The sequence below is a fragment of the Actinoplanes sp. NPDC051475 genome (assembly GCF_040689425.1).
Taxonomy (GTDB): Bacteria; Actinomycetota; Actinomycetes; order Mycobacteriales; family Micromonosporaceae; genus Actinoplanes.
In genome coordinates, this window is sequence record NZ_JBFAZZ010000001.1 from 618,757 (window position 1) to 634,905 (window position 16,149).

20 protein-coding genes are annotated in these 16,149 nt (G+C 70.7%); 12 read left to right on the top strand and 8 right to left on the bottom strand.

The annotated features are described in order from the left end of the window. Positions 1-32: 32 nt before the first annotated feature. Positions 33-662: an RICIN domain-containing protein gene (locus AB0368_RS02785; protein ID WP_366152026.1), complete on the bottom strand. Its 630-nt coding sequence runs from the start codon at positions 660-662 to the stop codon at positions 33-35. A gap of 319 nt (positions 663-981) precedes the next feature. Between AB0368_RS02785 and AB0368_RS02790 the strand changes: the two genes are divergently transcribed. The 4 genes from AB0368_RS02790 to AB0368_RS02805 all read left to right on the top strand — a co-directional run bounded on the left by AB0368_RS02790 (position 982) and on the right by AB0368_RS02805 (position 4,950). After that, positions 982-2,106, top strand: coding sequence for a helix-turn-helix domain-containing protein (locus AB0368_RS02790; protein ID WP_366152027.1), 1,125 nt, complete (start codon positions 982-984; stop codon positions 2,104-2,106). A 213-nt stretch (positions 2,107-2,319) separates the two neighbouring features. Next, positions 2,320-2,817 (top strand): pyridoxamine 5'-phosphate oxidase family protein, encoded by a 498-nt coding sequence (locus AB0368_RS02795; protein WP_366152028.1) that lies wholly within the window; start codon positions 2,320-2,322, stop codon positions 2,815-2,817. Between the two features lie 82 nt (positions 2,818-2,899). Further along, positions 2,900-4,552 carry a sulfatase gene (locus AB0368_RS02800; RefSeq protein WP_366152029.1) on the top strand — a complete coding sequence of 551 codons (1,653 nt, stop codon included), beginning with the start codon at positions 2,900-2,902 and terminating at the stop codon, positions 4,550-4,552. Positions 4,553-4,593: 41 nt separating this feature from the next. Further along, on the top strand, positions 4,594-4,950 hold the full coding sequence (locus tag AB0368_RS02805) for a DUF6204 family protein (protein WP_366152030.1): 357 nt from the start codon (positions 4,594-4,596) through the stop codon (positions 4,948-4,950). Between the two features lie 21 nt (positions 4,951-4,971). Here AB0368_RS02805 and AB0368_RS02810 read toward each other — a convergent pair whose 3' ends face one another. Genes AB0368_RS02810 through AB0368_RS02820 form a run of 3 tightly spaced genes read right to left on the bottom strand, consistent with a single transcriptional unit; the run spans position 4,972 to position 6,448 of the window. After that, positions 4,972-5,475, bottom strand: a complete 504-nt coding sequence (locus AB0368_RS02810; protein WP_366152031.1) for a DUF5956 family protein — start codon at positions 5,473-5,475, stop codon at positions 4,972-4,974. 53 nt (positions 5,476-5,528) lie between these two features. Then, positions 5,529-6,068, bottom strand: coding sequence for a GNAT family N-acetyltransferase (locus AB0368_RS02815; protein WP_366152032.1), 540 nt, complete (start codon positions 6,066-6,068; stop codon positions 5,529-5,531). After that, positions 6,065-6,448, bottom strand: a complete 384-nt coding sequence (locus AB0368_RS02820) for a VOC family protein (RefSeq protein WP_366152033.1) — start codon at positions 6,446-6,448, stop codon at positions 6,065-6,067. Before AB0368_RS02820 ends, AB0368_RS02815 begins: the two co-directional genes overlap by 4 nt. 66 nt (positions 6,449-6,514) lie before the next feature. Here AB0368_RS02820 and AB0368_RS02825 point away from each other — a divergent pair, with 66 nt between their 5' ends. Beyond that, positions 6,515-7,198 carry a Clp protease N-terminal domain-containing protein gene (locus AB0368_RS02825; RefSeq protein ID WP_366152034.1) on the top strand — a complete coding sequence of 228 codons (684 nt, stop codon included), beginning with the start codon at positions 6,515-6,517 and terminating at the stop codon, positions 7,196-7,198. Here AB0368_RS02825 and AB0368_RS02830 read toward each other — a convergent pair. Together AB0368_RS02830 and AB0368_RS02835 are read right to left on the bottom strand one after the other, a co-directional pair. Beyond that, positions 7,183-7,650, bottom strand: a complete 468-nt coding sequence (locus AB0368_RS02830; protein ID WP_366152035.1) for a heme-degrading domain-containing protein — start codon at positions 7,648-7,650, stop codon at positions 7,183-7,185. The two genes, AB0368_RS02825 and AB0368_RS02830, sit on opposite strands and share 16 nt — an antisense overlap. A gap of 21 nt (positions 7,651-7,671) precedes the next feature. Continuing rightward, positions 7,672-8,442, bottom strand: coding sequence for a TSUP family transporter (locus tag AB0368_RS02835; protein ID WP_366152036.1), 771 nt, complete (start codon positions 8,440-8,442; stop codon positions 7,672-7,674). Positions 8,443-8,581: 139 nt separating this feature from the next. Between AB0368_RS02835 and AB0368_RS02840 the strand changes: the two genes are divergently transcribed. Continuing rightward, positions 8,582-9,376 carry an endonuclease/exonuclease/phosphatase family protein gene (locus AB0368_RS02840; RefSeq protein ID WP_366152037.1) on the top strand — a complete coding sequence of 265 codons (795 nt, stop codon included), beginning with the start codon at positions 8,582-8,584 and terminating at the stop codon, positions 9,374-9,376. Here the strand turns inward: AB0368_RS02840 and AB0368_RS02845 are convergent. After that, positions 9,346-9,846: a GNAT family protein gene (locus AB0368_RS02845; protein WP_366152038.1), complete on the bottom strand. Its 501-nt coding sequence runs from the start codon at positions 9,844-9,846 to the stop codon at positions 9,346-9,348. The two genes, AB0368_RS02840 and AB0368_RS02845, sit on opposite strands and share 31 nt — an antisense overlap. A 71-nt stretch (positions 9,847-9,917) precedes the next feature. On the opposite strand from AB0368_RS02845, the gene AB0368_RS02850 reads away from it, so the two are divergent. The 5 genes from AB0368_RS02850 (at position 9,918) to AB0368_RS02870 (ending at position 13,786) form a co-directional block, all read left to right on the top strand. Beyond that, on the top strand, positions 9,918-10,373 hold the full coding sequence (locus tag AB0368_RS02850; RefSeq protein ID WP_366152039.1) for a MarR family transcriptional regulator: 456 nt from the start codon (positions 9,918-9,920) through the stop codon (positions 10,371-10,373). Next, positions 10,370-10,789, top strand: a complete 420-nt coding sequence (locus AB0368_RS02855) for an organic hydroperoxide resistance protein (RefSeq protein ID WP_366152040.1) — start codon at positions 10,370-10,372, stop codon at positions 10,787-10,789. The genes AB0368_RS02850 and AB0368_RS02855 overlap by 4 nt, the downstream gene beginning before the upstream one ends. A 13-nt stretch (positions 10,790-10,802) precedes the next feature. Further along, on the top strand, positions 10,803-11,624 hold the full coding sequence (locus AB0368_RS02860) for an alpha/beta hydrolase (RefSeq protein WP_366152041.1): 822 nt from the start codon (positions 10,803-10,805) through the stop codon (positions 11,622-11,624). 267 nt (positions 11,625-11,891) lie between these two features. After that, positions 11,892-12,641 carry a GAF and ANTAR domain-containing protein gene (locus AB0368_RS02865; protein WP_366152042.1) on the top strand — a complete coding sequence of 250 codons (750 nt, stop codon included), beginning with the start codon at positions 11,892-11,894 and terminating at the stop codon, positions 12,639-12,641. Further along, complete coding sequence (locus AB0368_RS02870) at positions 12,638-13,786, top strand: GAF domain-containing protein (RefSeq protein ID WP_366152043.1); 1,149 nt, start codon at positions 12,638-12,640, stop codon at positions 13,784-13,786. The genes AB0368_RS02865 and AB0368_RS02870 overlap by 4 nt, the downstream gene beginning before the upstream one ends. On the opposite strand, the gene AB0368_RS02875 is transcribed toward AB0368_RS02870, so the two are convergent. After that, the gene (locus AB0368_RS02875; RefSeq protein ID WP_366152044.1) at positions 13,738-14,772 is read right to left on the bottom strand and encodes a GAF domain-containing protein; all 1,035 of its coding nucleotides are present in this window, start codon (positions 14,770-14,772) and stop codon (positions 13,738-13,740) included. The genes AB0368_RS02870 and AB0368_RS02875 overlap by 49 nt on opposite strands. Positions 14,773-15,177: 405 nt before the next feature. Between AB0368_RS02875 and AB0368_RS02880 the strand changes: the two genes are divergently transcribed. Further along, complete coding sequence (locus AB0368_RS02880) at positions 15,178-15,996, top strand: ATP-binding protein (RefSeq protein WP_366152045.1); 819 nt, start codon at positions 15,178-15,180, stop codon at positions 15,994-15,996. Positions 15,997-16,149 lie beyond the last annotated feature (153 nt).

The window sequence follows — 16,149 nt, forward strand, 5'->3', positions numbered from 1 at the left end:
GACCGAAAGCGGCCCGGGGGGCTACTGCCGAGCTAGTACCAGAGCTGGTCGGCGTGGCCCTCCCAGTCCCACTGAACCACGGGCGCGCCGTCGGCCAGGGAGCCGCCGCCGACTCCGATGATTTTGCCCGAGTTGCGGTTCAGGAACGCGTAGGCGCCCGTCGAGGCGTTGCGGACCGGGCTCCAGAACTGGTCGGCGTGGCCGTTGCAGTCCCAGATCACGAGCTGTGCACCGCTGGCGGTCGTGCCGCCCGGTACGCCCAGGCACTTGTTGCTGTTGGCCTGATTGCGCAACTCGTAGTAATTGCCGTCGTCCAGCGGCGTGGAGAGCCAGAACTGGTCGGGATGGTCCAGGCACGACCACTGGACGGCCTTGGTGCCGTTGGCCATGTTGCCCCCGGCGATGCCCAGGCACTTGCCGGAGTTGTAGTTGTACCAGTGCCAGTAGACCGCGGCCAGGGAGCTTGTCTGCTTGTCCGCCTTCACCGCGGCCTTGTCCGCCTTCACTGCCGGCGGCGGCACCGGTGCCACGGCGACGGGTCCGAGGTCGGTAGATCCCGAAGCGGCAGGCGCCGCGGTTCCCGCTGTGGCGCTACCGGTCACGACCGCCGCCGTCACCATGGCGGTTGCCGCCGCGACCGCCAGGCCGCGGCGCGTGAGCATCTTCAACACGATTGTCCCCCTCGTACGTGGCGCTCGGGGTCGTCCCAGGGACGTCCTCGCGGCGAACCCGGCGCCGGTCGTTGCCGGCACGTCGCCGGCACGTCAACGCTCACGGCGATGGTCCGGGCCCGACAAGACCGCCGCCGTCCCAGGTTCGTCCCGGGACGGCGAGGGACGATGAAGGCCCAGCTCAGGCCACTGTCGACAGTCGACAGGAGTCGGAGTCCTGCACCCGTCCGCGCCGTTCAGTCAAGTTATAGACATCGATCCCGCACCGGTGGCCAGCACAATGAGGATCAACGGGGGACGGAGGGCTGGCGTGACGAACCACGACCTGGAACCGCTTTCTTCACGGTTGGCGGCACTACGGGCGCAAACCGGGCTCAGCTTGAAGCAGCTGGGACAGCAGCTGCATGTCAGCGATTCATCGTTGTCGCGATACTTCACCGCGCAGGCGTTGCCGCCCTGGGACATGGTCGAGGCCCTGGCCACGTTGGCCGGGGTCGACCCGCGAACGCTTCGTGCCGAGTGGGAGGCGACGCACAGAGCGCGTAAACAGTCGCGTCACTCCGACCGCACGCGGCCGGCGAAAGTGTTGTCGGCGCCCCTGTGGGAGCCCGACTGGCCGGCGACCTCACCGCCACCCGCTCCCTCCGCCCGGCGCTTCGCCGCTGTCGGCGTCGGTGTCGTCCTGCTGATGACCGTCTCCGCAGGGATGGCGTACGCCCTGTCCGGCGTCACCGTGTCCGCCGACCCGCGATCGATCACGGCAACGCCCGCCGGGCCGGCCGGTGCGCCCAGCAGCGGCACGCCGCTTCCCACCTCGCAGCCGCCCGGAGGGGTGCGGCTTCCCACTGCGCGGCCACCGGACGCGGCGCCACCGGACAGCGCGCCGTCGCACACCCATCCGGCATCGCGGCCCGCGACATCGCACCCGGTCGTGCCCGTGACCCAGCCGAGCCGGGCGCCCGAGCCTTCCCCGACTTCACCGTCGCCGGCCCAGCCCGCCTCCGGCACCACCATCGCGATCACCAACGCGGACCCCGGCACCAGCTCGATTCCGTACGTCCTCGACGTGGAGAACTGGTCGATGGACAACGGCGCCCGCGTGCACCTGTGGACATGGCGGACCGACGGCGACTACAGAAACCAACTCTGGGTCGTCGAACGCCTCGACCCGACGACCTGGCGCATGGTCAACAAATTCAGCAGCAAGTGCCTGACCCGCAACGACGTCGCGGCGCTGGAACAAGCCGACTGCGAAGACACGCCGGAACAAGGCTGGCAGCTCGGCGCCGGCGGCGCCCTGCAGAGCAGAGCGGACCACCGATGCGTGGAGATCAAGGGGCGGCAGCGGCTGCTCGATGCCGGGCTCGCGCTCGCAGCCTGTGACGGCGGCTGGTATCAGCGCTGGCAATTCGACAGGCGGCAGTCACCCTCGTAAAGCTCCGTAGCTGCCAAGCCAGCGCAGTCCCTTGCGAGAATTACTGGATTGCGATTAACAGTAATCCGGTAATCCAAAAACCGGACATAACGCCACTACACCATAATGACAGTTATGGTGTAGCGGCTTGGCCGATGTCGAGAACGGAAGGCCGGCTCCGTCCCAGGGGCAGCAGCGGACACCCCGTCCGCGTGACGCCCTGGAGGTACCACCGTGCAGCCGAACGAGATCGCCGAAATCCTGGACCGGCCGCTCAGCCGGGAACTGCTGGCCCGCGACCTGACCCGCCTGGCCTACGTCGCCAAGGACGGCACTCCCCGCACGATCCCGATCGGGTTCTCCTGGAACGGCTCGGAGATCGTCATGTGCACCCCGAAGAACGCCCCGAAGCTGCCGGCCCTGCGCGCGAACCCGATGGTGGCCCTGACGATCGACACCGAGGTGCACCCGCCCGCGATCCTGCTCATCCGCGGCCGGGCCGAGCTGGACGTCGTCGACGGCATCCCCGACGAGTTCCTGGAGGCCAACACCAGCTACGAGATGACGCCCGAGCAGCGGGTCCACTGGAAGGCGGAGGTGCGGTCGCTCTACGACGGCATGGTCCGGATCGTCGTGACCCCGACCTGGGCGAAGCTGATCGACTTCGAGACCACCCTGCCGAGCGCGGTCGAGGAACTGGTCCGCCGCCGCGAAGAGAGCCGGCGCGCCTGAACCGGATCCGGATTTCGGGCGTGTGCACAGGGCGGGGGTACGCTCCTGCCTCCGCCACGTCTCGAACCGAAGGACCGTCGCAGTGTCACGCAAGCGCCGCGCCGCCGCGTGGGCCCTCACCGGCCTCGCTGCCCTCTTCGTCTTCCTCGCCCTCGTCGTCCCCGACCAGCTGACGCGCCTGCCTCCGGGGGCGTCGCCGTGGGCGGCGCTGGTGCGCGTACCCGTGGAGGCCCTTGCCGCCCTCGCCGTGCTGCTCGTGCTGCCCGCGCGGGCGCGGGCGATCACCGCGAGCGTGCTCGGCGCCGTGCTGGGCCTGCTCACCGTCGTGAAGATCGTCGACATGGGCTTCTTCGCGGTGCTGTCCCGGCCGTTCAACCCGGTGCTGGACTGGCCGTTGCTGGCAGACGGCTACCGCTTCGTCCAGGGTTCCACGGGTACGGCCGGAGCCGTGGCCGCGGCCGCCGGGGCGGTGCTGCTGGCCGCCGGAGTGCTGACGGGAATGGTGCTGGCCGTACGGCGGCTGGCCGCGGTCACCGCCCGGCACCAGGATGCGACGCGGGTCACCACCGGGTTCGCCGCGGTGGCGTGGCTGGCGCTTGCCTTGCAGGGCACCTCGTTCGTACCCGGGGTATATGTCGCCTCCGACAGCGCCGCGCTGCTGGCGCGGGACAACGTGCTGAAGGTGCCCGCCGCGGTGCGGGACCGGCAGGCGTTCGCCGCCGAGGCCGCCGCGGACGCGTTCCGCGGCACCCCGCCGGCGTCGCTGCTGACCGGGCTGCGCGGCAAGGACGTGCTGTTCGCGTTCATCGAGAGCTACGGCCGCTCCGCGATCGAGGATCCGCAGCTGGACCCGCCGGTCAGCCGGCTGCTCACGGACGGCACCAAGCAGCTCGCCGCGGCCGGGTACGCGGCCCGCAGCGGGTTCCTGACCTCACCGACAGCCGGCGGCGGCAGCTGGCTGGCGCACTCGACCATGCAGTCGGGAGTGTGGATCGACAACGAGCAGCGCTACCGCAGCCTGGTCTCGGGCGACCGGTTCACCATCACCGGCGCGTTCAAGAAGGCCGGCGCCTGGCAGACCGTCGGGGTCGAGCCGGGCGTCACGTACGCGTGGCCCGAGGCGCAGTTCTACGGCTACGACCGCGTGTACGACTCGCACACGCTCGGTTACCACGGCCCGGTGTTCGGCTGGGGCCCGGTGCCCGACCAGTTCACCCTCAAGTCGTTCACCGACCTGGAGTACACCCGCCCCCGCCGCAGCCCCCTGATGGCCGAGATGACCTTCGTGTCGAGCCACACCCCGTGGGCGCCGCTGCCGACGCTGATCGGCTGGGACCAGGTCGGCGACGGCTCGGTGTACCAGGCCCAGCACGCCCGTGGCACCGGCGCCGCCGAGGTGTGGAAGGACGCCGGCCAAGTCCGTGCGGCGTACGCCACGTCCATCACGTACTCGATCGGCAGCCTGCTGTCCTGGGTGCGCGAGTACGGCGACGAGAACCTGGTCCTGGTCTTCCTCGGCGACCACCAGCCGGCCCCGATCGTGGTCGGCGACCGGGCGAGCCACGACGTGCCGGTGACGATCGTCGCGCACGACCCGAAGGTGCTCGACCGGGTCGCCTCCTGGGGCTGGACCGACGGCCTGAAGCCGGACCCGCAGGCACCGGTGTGGCGCATGGACCAATTCCGCGACCGTTTCCTCACGGCGTTCGGACCCTCCGCCGAGGCGCCGCGGTAATTGAGGTGTCGCCGGTCCGCGGTGGCTCTACCGTCGCGTGCATGAGTACACGCACGATCCGGGTCACCGTCCGCGGCGCCTTCGACGCCCTCACCGACGCCCAGCGCACCGCGCTGCTCGACGACGCCGCCCGGCATGACGTGGCGTACGCGGCGTTCACCGCTGAGGGCTCGATGACCTACGACATCGCCGCGCGGCCCTTCTTCACGTTCCGTTACGCGGAGACGGTGGACGACGAGCGGGACATCCCGGCGGTGACGGCCCGCGGTCAGGCCGCTGCCGTGCGGTGGCTGACCTGCCACGGGTACGCCCACAAGAACCTGACCGCCCAGGCGGTGGACCTGTCGCAGACGCCCCTCGGTAAGCGCGGCCGCAAAGAGACCGCCCGCCAGGCGTAGCGCATGTCGCCGGAGGTGCCGCTAAGAAGCGGATGGGGCCGTGCCAAGCCACTGGGCAAACGGCCCCGTCTGGTGCTCAGCGGTTCGCGTCGTGCAACAGCTCGGCCGCCAGGCGCGCTCGACAGAGTCATATCCCTGCGGCGGCTTGAGCAACCATATTCGGCCTCGCGGTCGGCCGGGTGCCCCTGCAGCCGCCAACAGCTCGTCGATGTCGGCCTCCGCCTCCTCGCGGGCAGCGGGAGTGGCCGAGACGGTCGCCGTCGAGTAGATGGCGAGATTGACGGGGTACTGCTCGAACCGCTGCTCGTGGCGAGTCGAGCGATCCGGGACCCAGGTGCGCAGCTCCGGCGGCCACACCGCCGGTAGGAACGCCAGCACCGGAGCGTCCGGCGCCAGCTGCCACCCCTCGGCCGACAACGCGCGCACCTCAGGCAACTGTTCAGGTTCGATGTCCTGAACACCCTCCCCAGGTCGCGCTGCAGGGTTCGCGGGCTGATCCAGACCCCAGTCGAACTGTGCCGCCATGCCCCCACCATAAACCCGGGAGCCGCCGACTCGACCCTCCAGAATGGCCGCGATCAGGCTTCGCCATCACCAATCGCACGGCTCCCGAGCAAGACGTGCACGTGGCCCTCGCGCGGGTACGGGTCCTGAGCCTTGAGCGTCTGCTCGTACGCGTACCCGCTCTTGAGGGCGACCCGGCACGACGCCGTGTTGTCCACCTGGTGCAGCAGCCGTAAGCGCCGCAGGTGCGGGAACTCGGCGAAGGCCCAGCAGGTGACGATGCGCACCGCCCCCGGGGCGACCCCGCGACCACGGGCGTACGCGGCGGTCCAGTAGCCGACCTCGGCCTCGGTGGCCGGCGCGCCGGGGCGCTTCAGGGCTACGTGGCCGAGCAGGCCGTCCTGGTCGTCGACGACGGCGAAGCTGTAGCGGGTGCCGGTGGTCCAGCCGGCGTGCTGGGCGGTGAGCCAGGCGCTGGCCTCGTCGGGGTGCTCGACCCGCAAGGACGTCCAGCGGTGCAGATCCGGGTCTCCGGCGGCGGCCGTCAGCGCGGCCGCGTCGCCGTCACGCCACCGGCGCAGGGTGAGGCCGCCCGCGGGTTCGGGGAGTCTCACGCCCGCTCGGCCGCGCTGCGTTCCACGCAGAACTCGTTGCCCTCGGGGTCTCGGAGCGTGACCCAGCCGAGCCCGTCCCCGGTGCGGTGGTCCTCGTACACCGTGGCGCCGGCCTTGACCAGCCGCTCCACGGCCTCGTCGCGGGTGCCCGCCGGCGGCTGGATGTCGAGATGCACCCGGTTCTTGGTGGCCTTGTCGTCGGGTACGCGGATGAACAGGATTCCGGGCGCGCCGGGTTCCGGGGCGCTGAGCAGCACCTCGTCGTCGCCGGGGGCGTCCTCCGCACCGACGGTGTAGCCGGTGACCGCAGCCCAGAAGGTGGCGAGCTTCCAGGGGTCGTGGGCGTCGATGGTGATGTGCCGGACCGGATTCAGGTACATGAACGCTGAGCGTACGCGTCAACCGGTGGTTGACGACAGCCCGACCGTCAACCTAGAGTTGACGCCATGACGCAGACCACGCCGCCCGTCCGGCTCGACGACCTCATCCAGTCCATCACCAGGAACCGCCCCGACGCCCCGCTCGACAGGCTCTCCGACGCGGTGCTGCTCGCCGACCATCTCGGCGAGCTCGCCGATCACCTCATCGGCCACTTCGTCGACCAGGCCCGCCGCTCCGGCGCCTCCTGGACCGACATCGGCCACAGCATGGGGGTGTCCAAGCAGGCCGCCCAGAAGCGCTTCGTGCCCAAGGGTGACCTCGACGCGGGGCAGGGCTTCAGCCGCTTCAGCGACAACGCCCGCAGCACCGTCGTCGGGTCCATGACGGCGGCCCGCGCCACCGGCCACCCCGAGATCCACCCCGAGCACCTGCTGCTGGGCATGCTCGACGTCCCCGACGCCCGCGCGCACGCCACCCTCGGCGACATCGGACGCGTACGGGAGGCCGCCAGGGCCGCGCTGCCCGAGGCGCCCGGCGGGGCGATGCCCGAGCTCATCCCGTTCGACGCCCGCTCCCGCAAGGCTCTCGAGCTGACCTTCCGCGAGGCGCTGCGCCTCGGCGACGACACCGTCGGCACCGGTCACATCGTGCTCGCGCTGCTCGAAGAGGCCCAGGGCGGCGGGGTGCTGGGGGAGCTCGGCATCGACAAGGCCGCCGTGGAGGCGGCGCTCGCTCAGTCCGCCAGGTAGGTCTCGATCGCCTCGACCACCAGGGCATGGTCGTCGGCCTGCGGCAACCCCGACACGGTCACGACGCCGACCACACCCACGCCTTCCACGCGTACGGGGAAAGCACCGCCGTGGGCCGCGTAGTCGGCCGGGTCCACCCCGTACTTGGCGTCCAGCGCGTCGCCCTTCGCCGCCAGCCGCCGGCCCACCAGGTACGACGATGCGGCGAAGCGTTCCACCACCCGTACCTTGCGCGCGATCCAATGGTCGTTGTCCGCCGTGCTGCCCGGCAGCGCCGCGTGGAACAACTGCTGGGTCCCGCGGCGGATGTCGACGGCCACCGGCAGATCCCGGCCGGTGGCCAGATCCACCAGCAGGCTGCCCAGGTGCCAGGCGTCCGCGTTGTCGAAGCGGGTGAACGTCAGCCGCTCCTCGTGCTCCTCGAGCCGGGCGATGAGGTCCTCGTCGGTCATGAGCCCATTCTCGTGCACGGCTCAGGCGCGTAGCTGGTCGATTCCCAGCTTCACGATCAACGCCAGCACGACCACGAGCAGCACCACCCGTACGAAACCCGAGCCGCGCCGTAACGCCATCCGTGCGCCCAGCACCGCGCCGCCGATGTTGCACACCGCCATGGCCGCGCCCAGCAGCCAGTACACGTGTCCCGTGGCGCCGAACACCACCAGCGCGCCCAGGTTCGTACCCGTGTTCACGATCTTCGCCATCGCCGAGCCGTGCACGAAGTCCGCGCCCACCACCGTCGTGAACGCCAGCACCAGGAAGGTTCCCGTACCCGGTCCGATCAGCCCGTCATAGGCCGCGATCACCCCGCCGGCCAGCGCGACCACCACCGCGACCCGGCCCCGGGTGCGCCGCGACGGGTCGGCGACAAGGCCCACCGCCGGGCGCAGCGTCACGAACAGCGCCACCGCCACCAGCACACCGAGCACCACCGGCCGGTACGCCGCCGCCGGCACCACACCCGCCAGCACCGCGCCCAGCCCGGACACCACGACGGCCAGTCCGGCCGCCGGCCCCGCCACGCGCCAGTCGAGTTTGGTACGCCGTGCGTACGTCACCGCCGCCGTGCTCGTCCCGGCCACCGCCGCCAGCTTGTTCGTGCCCAGCGCCGTGGCCAGCGGCAACCCGGGCGCCGCGATCAGCAGCGCCGGCAGCAACAGCAAACCGCCGCCGCCCACCACCGCGTCCACCCATCCGGCCGCCGTCGCCGCCCCCAGCAAGGTAACGACCGAAAACGCATCCACGGCTGACAAGCATGGACTACCGCCCCCGGCGCCGCCGCAGCCAGATGCCCGCCATCCCGATCAGCAGGAACACCGACGCCGAACAGCACACCGCCTTGAACACCGCGCCACCCTCCGTACCTCGATAAGGTCTTGTTCCGTGCGCCTGGCCACCTTCAACCTGCTGCACGGCAGGTCCCTCTCCGACGGCAACGTACACGCCGACCGCGTCGCCGCCGCCGTCGCCGACCTTGATGCCGACGTCCTGGGTCTGCAGGAGGTCGACCGCGCCCAGCCCCGCAGCGGCCACCTCGACCTCACGGCCATCGCCGCCGAAGCCCTCGGCGCACCCTCCCACCGCTTCGCCGCCGCCGTCGCCGGCACGCCGGGGGAGACCTGGCGGCCCTGGCGCTCCGAGGCGGACAACGTGCACCCGCTCTACGGCATCGCCCTGGTCAGCCGCTACCCGGTCGCCCGCTGGCAGATCACCGAGCTGCCGGCGGCACCCGTACGCTCGCCCGTCTGGGCACCCGGCCCCGACGGCGGCCTGCTGCTGCTCAAGGACGAGCCCCGGGTGATGGTCGCCGCGGTCATCGACGCGCCGGGCGGCCCGATGACCGTCGCCACCACCCACCTGTCGTTCGTGCCCGGCTGGAACATCCGCCAGCTGCGCGCCGCGGTCCGTGCGCTGCGGTCCATGCCCGCGCCCCGCGTGCTTCTGGGCGACCTCAACATGCCCGCCGGGCCGGTACGCGCCTTCACCGGCTGGCGCAGCCTCGCCCGGCGGCCCACATACCCGAGTCCCTCACCGCGCGCGCAGCTCGACCACATCCTGGTCCACCCCCGCGACGCCGCCGGCCTGGGACCGGTGGTGCAGATCCGCACCCCCGCGGTCGCCGTCTCCGACCACCGCCCGCTGGTCGTTCACCTCGACCCGGCCGCCGCCCGCTCGTAGACGGTCTCCAGGCCGTCCACGGCGTCCCACTGCTCGCCGACGGCCTCGAAACCGAACCCGGCGATCGTCGCCAGCGACGCCGTGTTGTCCGGACGGATGCTCGCCCGGACGACCCGCACCCGGGGGTCACCCTCGGCGCGCCGGATCAGCTCGGCGAGCATGGCCCTCGCGAAACCCCGTCTCCGGTACGCCGGATCGACCGAGTAACCGACCTCGACGCACCCCTCGTCGTCCGGTGGCCCGTGAAAGCCGCCGTGCCCCACGACCTGACCGTCAATCACCGCCGCACGCGCCACCCACTCGGCCGCCCCGGGATCCTGCTCGATCTGCTCCGCCCGGATCTCCCAGAGCCACCTCTCGCCGGCCATCCACGGGGTCAACGCGACACCGGCCGCCGCGCTCGCCGCCGCCACGTCGCCATCGATGAGGGCCCGCATCGCCGGCAACGGGAGCGGCACAAAATTGACCACGGTGAGATCGTAGTGTGGGCGGCGCCACACATCGGTTGTACACAACTAAATCGCGGACTACCGTTCTCGCCATGACCGAGAGCACCGGCCTCGAACAGATGATCTGCTTCGAGTTGTACGCTGCGTCCCGCACCATGACCGGCCTCTACCGGCCCGCTCTCGACACGGCCGGCCTCACGTACCCCCAGTTCGTCACCATGCGGGTCGTCTGGCACCGCGGCCGCATCACCGTCCGAGACCTCGGCGCCGCCCTGAACCTCGACAGCGGCACCCTCTCACCGCTGCTCAAGAGGCTCGAAAGCCAGGGAATCATCCGCCGCGAACGCGGCACCGACGACGAACGCGTCGTCTGGATCAGCCCCACGCCCAAGGGCGCCGCCCTCGAACACGAACTCGCCGACCTGCCCCGCCAGCTCGGCTGCACCCTCGACCTCACCCCCGAAGACCTCGCCACGCTGCAAAGCCTGCTCAGCCGCATCCGCGGCGCCGCGGCAGCCACCCCCAACCGACGGGAGACCGCACGATGACCCCCCTCTACACCGCCTCCGCCACCGCCTCCGGCGACGGACGCAGCGGACACACCCGCTCCAGCGACGGTGTCCTCGACCTCGACCTCGCCGTGCCGAAGGAGCTCGGCGGCCCCGGCGGCCCCCTCACCAACCCGGAACAACTCTTCGCCGCCGGCTACGCCGCCTGCTTCCACAGCGCGCTCAAGACCGTCGCCCGCAAGGAGAAGATCACCCTCACCGACACGGCCGTCACCGTGGACGTCGGCATCGGCCCCCTGGACGGCGGACGCTTCGGGCTCACCGTCGCCCTCGAAGCCGAGATCCCCGGCGTCGACGAGGCCACCGCCCGCAAGCTCCTCGACGCGGCGCACCAGGTCTGCCCGTACAGCAACGCCACCCGCGGCAACATCGACGTCACCCTCACCCTCGCCTGAGAAGAGGCCCGTCATGCCGCACGCACCCGTCAGCACCGGAGTCGACCTCTACTACGAGGACTTCGGCAAAGGCGACCCCGTCGTCCTCATCCACGGCTGGCCCCTGTCCGGCCGCAGCTGGGAAGCCCAGACCCCGGCCCTGATCGCCGACGGCAAACGCGTCATCACGTACGACCGGCGCGGCTTCGGCAAGAGCAGCCAGCCCTGGGACGGCTACGACTACGACACCTTCGCCGCCGACCTCGACGCCCTGCTCAAGCACCTCGACCTGACCGGTGCCACCCTGGTCGGATTCTCCATGGGCGGGGGAGAGGTGGCCCGCTACCTGGGCACGTACGGCAGCGGCCGTATCGCCAAGGCCGTGTTCGCGGGAGCCGTCCCGCCGTACCTCTACAAGAGCGACGACAACCCCGAGGGCGCCCTGGACGACGCGACCATCAAGGCCTTTCAGGACGGCGTCACCGCCGACCGCATCGCCTTCGTGGACGGCTTCGCCCAGGCCTTCTTCACCGCCGGCAAGACCCTCAAGGTCAGCGACAACCAGGTCCGCTACGCTCAGGAACTCGCCCACGCCGCCTCGGCCAAGGCCACCCTGGACTGCATCGCGGCATTCGGTCTCACCGACTTCCGCGGCGACCTGGCCAAGATCGATATCCCGACGCTGGTCATCCACGGCGACAGCGACGCGATCGTGCCGATCGAACACAGCGGCAAGCGCACCGCCGAAACAATCCCCGGCGCGAAGCTCGTCGTCATCGAGGACGGGCCGCACGGCATCAACGCCAGCCACCCGACCGAGTTCAACGAAGCCCTGCTGGGCTTCCTCAACAGCTGATTCATGACGGCGGGAAGCCGGGAGGGCGGGTATCCGCCCTCCCGGCTTCCCGCCCTCCCGGCCCCTCGCCTCGGCGCCTGGCGACGCCCCGAAGCGGCTGATTCACCACCTGCAGCGTAGGGTTGCGAGGTATCTGCCGTATCCGGTGGTGCTCGGTGGGATGCCAGGAGCTTGTGGCGCTGGATCCGAACCTGGGTGGCGCCTCTGGGGCAGGGTCGGAGGTTCCCGTCATGGTGAACCAGTACTTGCGCATATTCGGAGTCGGCCGTGATCGGTGTGGATAACCCTGACCGCCGATTGCGGGTGGAACGCTTGATGGCCGAGCACGGCCCGGATGTGGAAAGCCTGTGTAACGCCTGCCTGCCCGCTCTTGCGGGGGTTCGTGGCGGGGGCGTGACGGTGATGACGCCGGACACGCAGCAGGTTCGCTATGCCAGCGATCCGGTGAGTGCCCGGGTGGAGCAGTTGCAGTTCCTGCTCGGTGAAGGGCCGTGCCGGGTTGCGTACGCGGGAACCGAGCCAGTGCTGGCCGAGGATCTGCGGGCGCCGGTGTGGCAGGAGCAGTGGCCGGCGTTCGCCCCGGCGGCGGTGTTGGCCGGAGCGTATGCGGTTTTCGCGCTACCGCTGCACGTGGGCGACACGCGGGTAGGCGTTCTGGATCTGTACCGCGACACCGCGGGCGGGTTGGCCGATCAGACGCTGGCGGACGCGTTGGTCATGGCGGAGGCGGTCACCGAGCTTCTCCTCGCCGAGACCGTGGCGGACAGCGACGACGAGACTCCGATGCTCGGCAATGGCCGCGGCGAGCATCTTCTGCAGCGCGCGGCCGTGCACCAGGCGACCGGGATGATCAGTGTGCAGCTCGCGGTGCCGGTGGAGGACGCGCTGGCGCGGCTGCGGGCGCACGCGTTCGCCGCCGGACGTGAGCTGGACGAGGTGGCCGCCGACGTGGTGGCCCGGCGGCTGCGGTTCAGCGACCTGGACGACGATGAGGACAGGGCGGGTGAGTACCGGTGAGCGTGGCAGACGATCCGGCGATGGTGGACTTTCTGGTGGAGTTGTCCGACACGTTGGTCGCCGACCTCGATGCTGACGGGCTGCTGCACTGGGTGACCGAGCGGGCCGTGCGACTACTGTCCGCGCAGGCGGCGGGGATCATGGTCGCCGACGGCCGGGGCGTGCTGTGTCTGCTGGCGGCGGCACCGGAGTACACCCCACGGGCGAGGCTGTTCGAGGCCCCGTCCGCACCGGCCAGCTGGTGCTTCGCCACCGGACGACCGGCGGTTGACGCTGACTTGGACGATCCGGACCCGCGGTGGGCGGCGTACGCCGAGCAGGCCCGCGATGACGGTTTCCGGTCGGTTGCGGCGGCGCCGATGCGGATGCGCGGTGAGATCGTCGGCGTGCTGAGCGTGCTCCGGCACCGACCCGGCCGGTTCACCGACGAGGAGCTGCGTCTGACGCAGGCGCTGGCGAACGTGGCCACCGTCGGACTGTTGGTGCAGCGCGACGCCGGGCACCGCGCAGTGCTGGCCGCCCAGTCCCAGCACGTCCTGACCGGGCGGGTGGCGGTCGAACGGGCCCGGGGCATCTTGGCCGAAACATTCGAGATGGACGTCGACACCGCCCTGGATGAGCTGCGCCGCCATGCCACCCGCACCGGCCGGAGCCTGCGGGCCACGGCCATCGAGGTGGTCACCAGCCTCCCCACGGCCGACCGGCGCAACGGCACCGTGGCAGCCCTGCTGGCGCATCCCGTCACCATGGCCTCGATGGCCGAGCTGCGGACCCAGGTCCGGCACCGGCTGCTCGCCGCCGGGTTGTCCGGCTCGGCCCTCGACAGCTTCCTGCTCGCCGTCCACGAGGCCACCCTGAACGCGCAGGAGCACGCCGGCGGTGGCCGGTTGTGGCTGTGGGTGCATCACGGCAGCGCGTGGTGCGAGATCAGCGACAACGGTCCCGGCCTGCCCGCCGGCTTCGAGATCCCGACCGGGTCCCAGGACATCCGCCGCCGGCATGCGGGCCTGTGGCTGATCCAGCGTGTCTGCCCCGATCTGAAGATCACCAGCAGTGCACGCGGGACCCGGCTGCTGCTGCGCCGGTCGCTGCCCACTCAGCCCAGCGGGTCGCCGTCCGCCGTCGATTCGGGCGCCGGAGGATAGCCGAACAGCGCCGCTGTCTCAGTGAACAGCATGAGGGTGCGCACGGAGTCCGAAGCCGCGACCACGCGCATCTGCCGGCCGCCCGCGACGGCCCTTTGCCGCAGGTCGAGCAGGAGCCGCAACCCGGCGACATCACAGAACCGCAACCCGGACAGATCCCACTCCACCACGAGTGCCAGCTCTTCGAGCACCCTGGCCAGCCGCCCGGCAACCGCCGCATCCACCGGTCTCGTCAGCTCACCGCTGACCGCAACCGACACCACGTCCCCGACGAGTGGACCCACCGTTACCCGCACATCGGTACCCGGGTCCGGCCCCATTTCATCGATCACCAGCAGCGCGGCCGTGGACAGCGAATTGCCCGCAGCAGCGGCACGGGCCCGCAGCATCCGGTGCGCTTGCACGGCATCGCACCCGGAATCGGCCATCAGCATGCCGACCGCCCGCTGGATCGTCACCCGAAGCTGCAACGCCAACCCGAGCCCGTTGAGGAACTGCAGTGTGCCGGCGCTCCCGTCCACGCCGAAGCCACCTGCCGGTATCCGCTCCGCGGCAAAGACGTCGCGCACTCCGGCGGACAACGGTATCAACGCCGAAGACTCGCGGGCGTAGAGATTCAGCACCCCCACCACAGCACCGCCACCCGCGAACAACGGCACCGACACCGACGCCTGTAGCCCCAACTTGGTGGCCTGCTCATGGAACCTGGGCCACGACATCATCGCCGCCGGAATGTCGGGAACCCTCACCGGCGCAGCCGTCTGCTCGGCCTGCACGCACGGGCCGGAGGCCTCGACGTGCTGAGCGTCGTCCACCGCCCGAACGAGGTCACTGCTGGCCGCCACTGTGGTGTATCCGGCATCCCGCCACGCGGTGATCGAGGCATAGTCGACACCGGCAATCACCTGGGCGGCCGCCGACGTGATCCTGGTCAGGAACGCGTCCACCAGGCCATCGGCGTCATCCGGCACCTCCGCCAACGACACCACATCATCCGCCAACGGCCCCCACGGCGTACGGCGCGAAGGACCCGACACTCCACCAGAGGGTTCACCAGGACGAGTCATCCCATCGACCGCCTACCACCACGCATACCGCAAAGGTACGACCTGCCCCGCACAGCGAACGACAACTACCCCACTCAGACCGAAGATTCACGCGGCATTGGTGAAATCCGCGCCGTTCAGCGTCGCGGTGATGAACGAGGGTCTCGGTGACGCCAGTAACCCCGCAGCAGTGGGCAAGGGTAGACGCAGCGTTAGGTCGTAGCATCAGTGGGTAGTCGGACAGTTTCCGCCAGCACAGTGGAGAGCCCACTGCCGGTGGGAAGTCGCCGTTGCGGTGCCGGCCCTGACATGCGAGCCGGACATTTTCTGGCTGGAGGCGTTGGCATGGAGTCAGGCTCACCGTACGGAATCCGCGACGGCGACCTCGACGACGCATCGGTGACGACCGTGGTCGACTGCGACACCGGGATCATCGACCTCGCCGTGCGCGGCCGCTGGAGGCACCAGCTGTGGCAGCAGGCTCATCAGGCGGTGGCCACGTGCCTCGCCGGGCACGCCGGCGGAATCGTCATCGACCTGCATCACCTCGATGATCCCCGCGCCGGCAGCGTCCCACTGTGGCTGACCACCCGCGCCCAGGGCGCCGCCCTGCACCCGCCGGTGCCGGTGCTGGCCACCGTGCCCGCCACCACAGCGCTGGCCGCCCGACTGAACCGGCCCGGCGCCCGCCGGCACCTGCCGGTGGCTGCCACCGTCGCAGACGCGCACGCAACGCTCGCCGAGCACGACCCGTTCACCGACCAACTGCGGCTGCCGCTGCCACCCGAGCCGGCAGCCACCGTCGCAGCCCGAGACGCCGTCGCCGGCGCGTGCCGACAATGGCGCCTCACGCCGCTGATCCACACCGCCCGGCTGGTCATCTCCGAACTGGTCGCCAACGCCACCGAACACGCCGGCACCCCGATCGATGTGATCATGTCCCGCCTCGGTACCACCAACCGCGACCTCGGGCTGCATCTAGCCGTCTACGACCGCGATCCGCGGCTGCCGCAACGCCCCTCGACCGGCAGCACCGAGCCGCTTGAGCATCGCCACCTGGGACTGCGCGTCGTGGACGCCGCCGCGCACGCCTGGGGAGCAATGCCCGCCCGCAACGGCAAGATGGTGTGGGCCACCCTGCGCCCGCCACCACACCCGCATTGACCCGCGCTGGTTCATCCGCCTCACCGCGGACGGCCGACCCGGACCGCTCCGGCCAACCCTCACGGTTGGTCACTTTCGCGAACCGAGCGGTGTCGGCCGTGTCGGCGTAGCCTCAGGAGTGCATCAGCCGTCATCGCTTCCGGTGTTACCCGG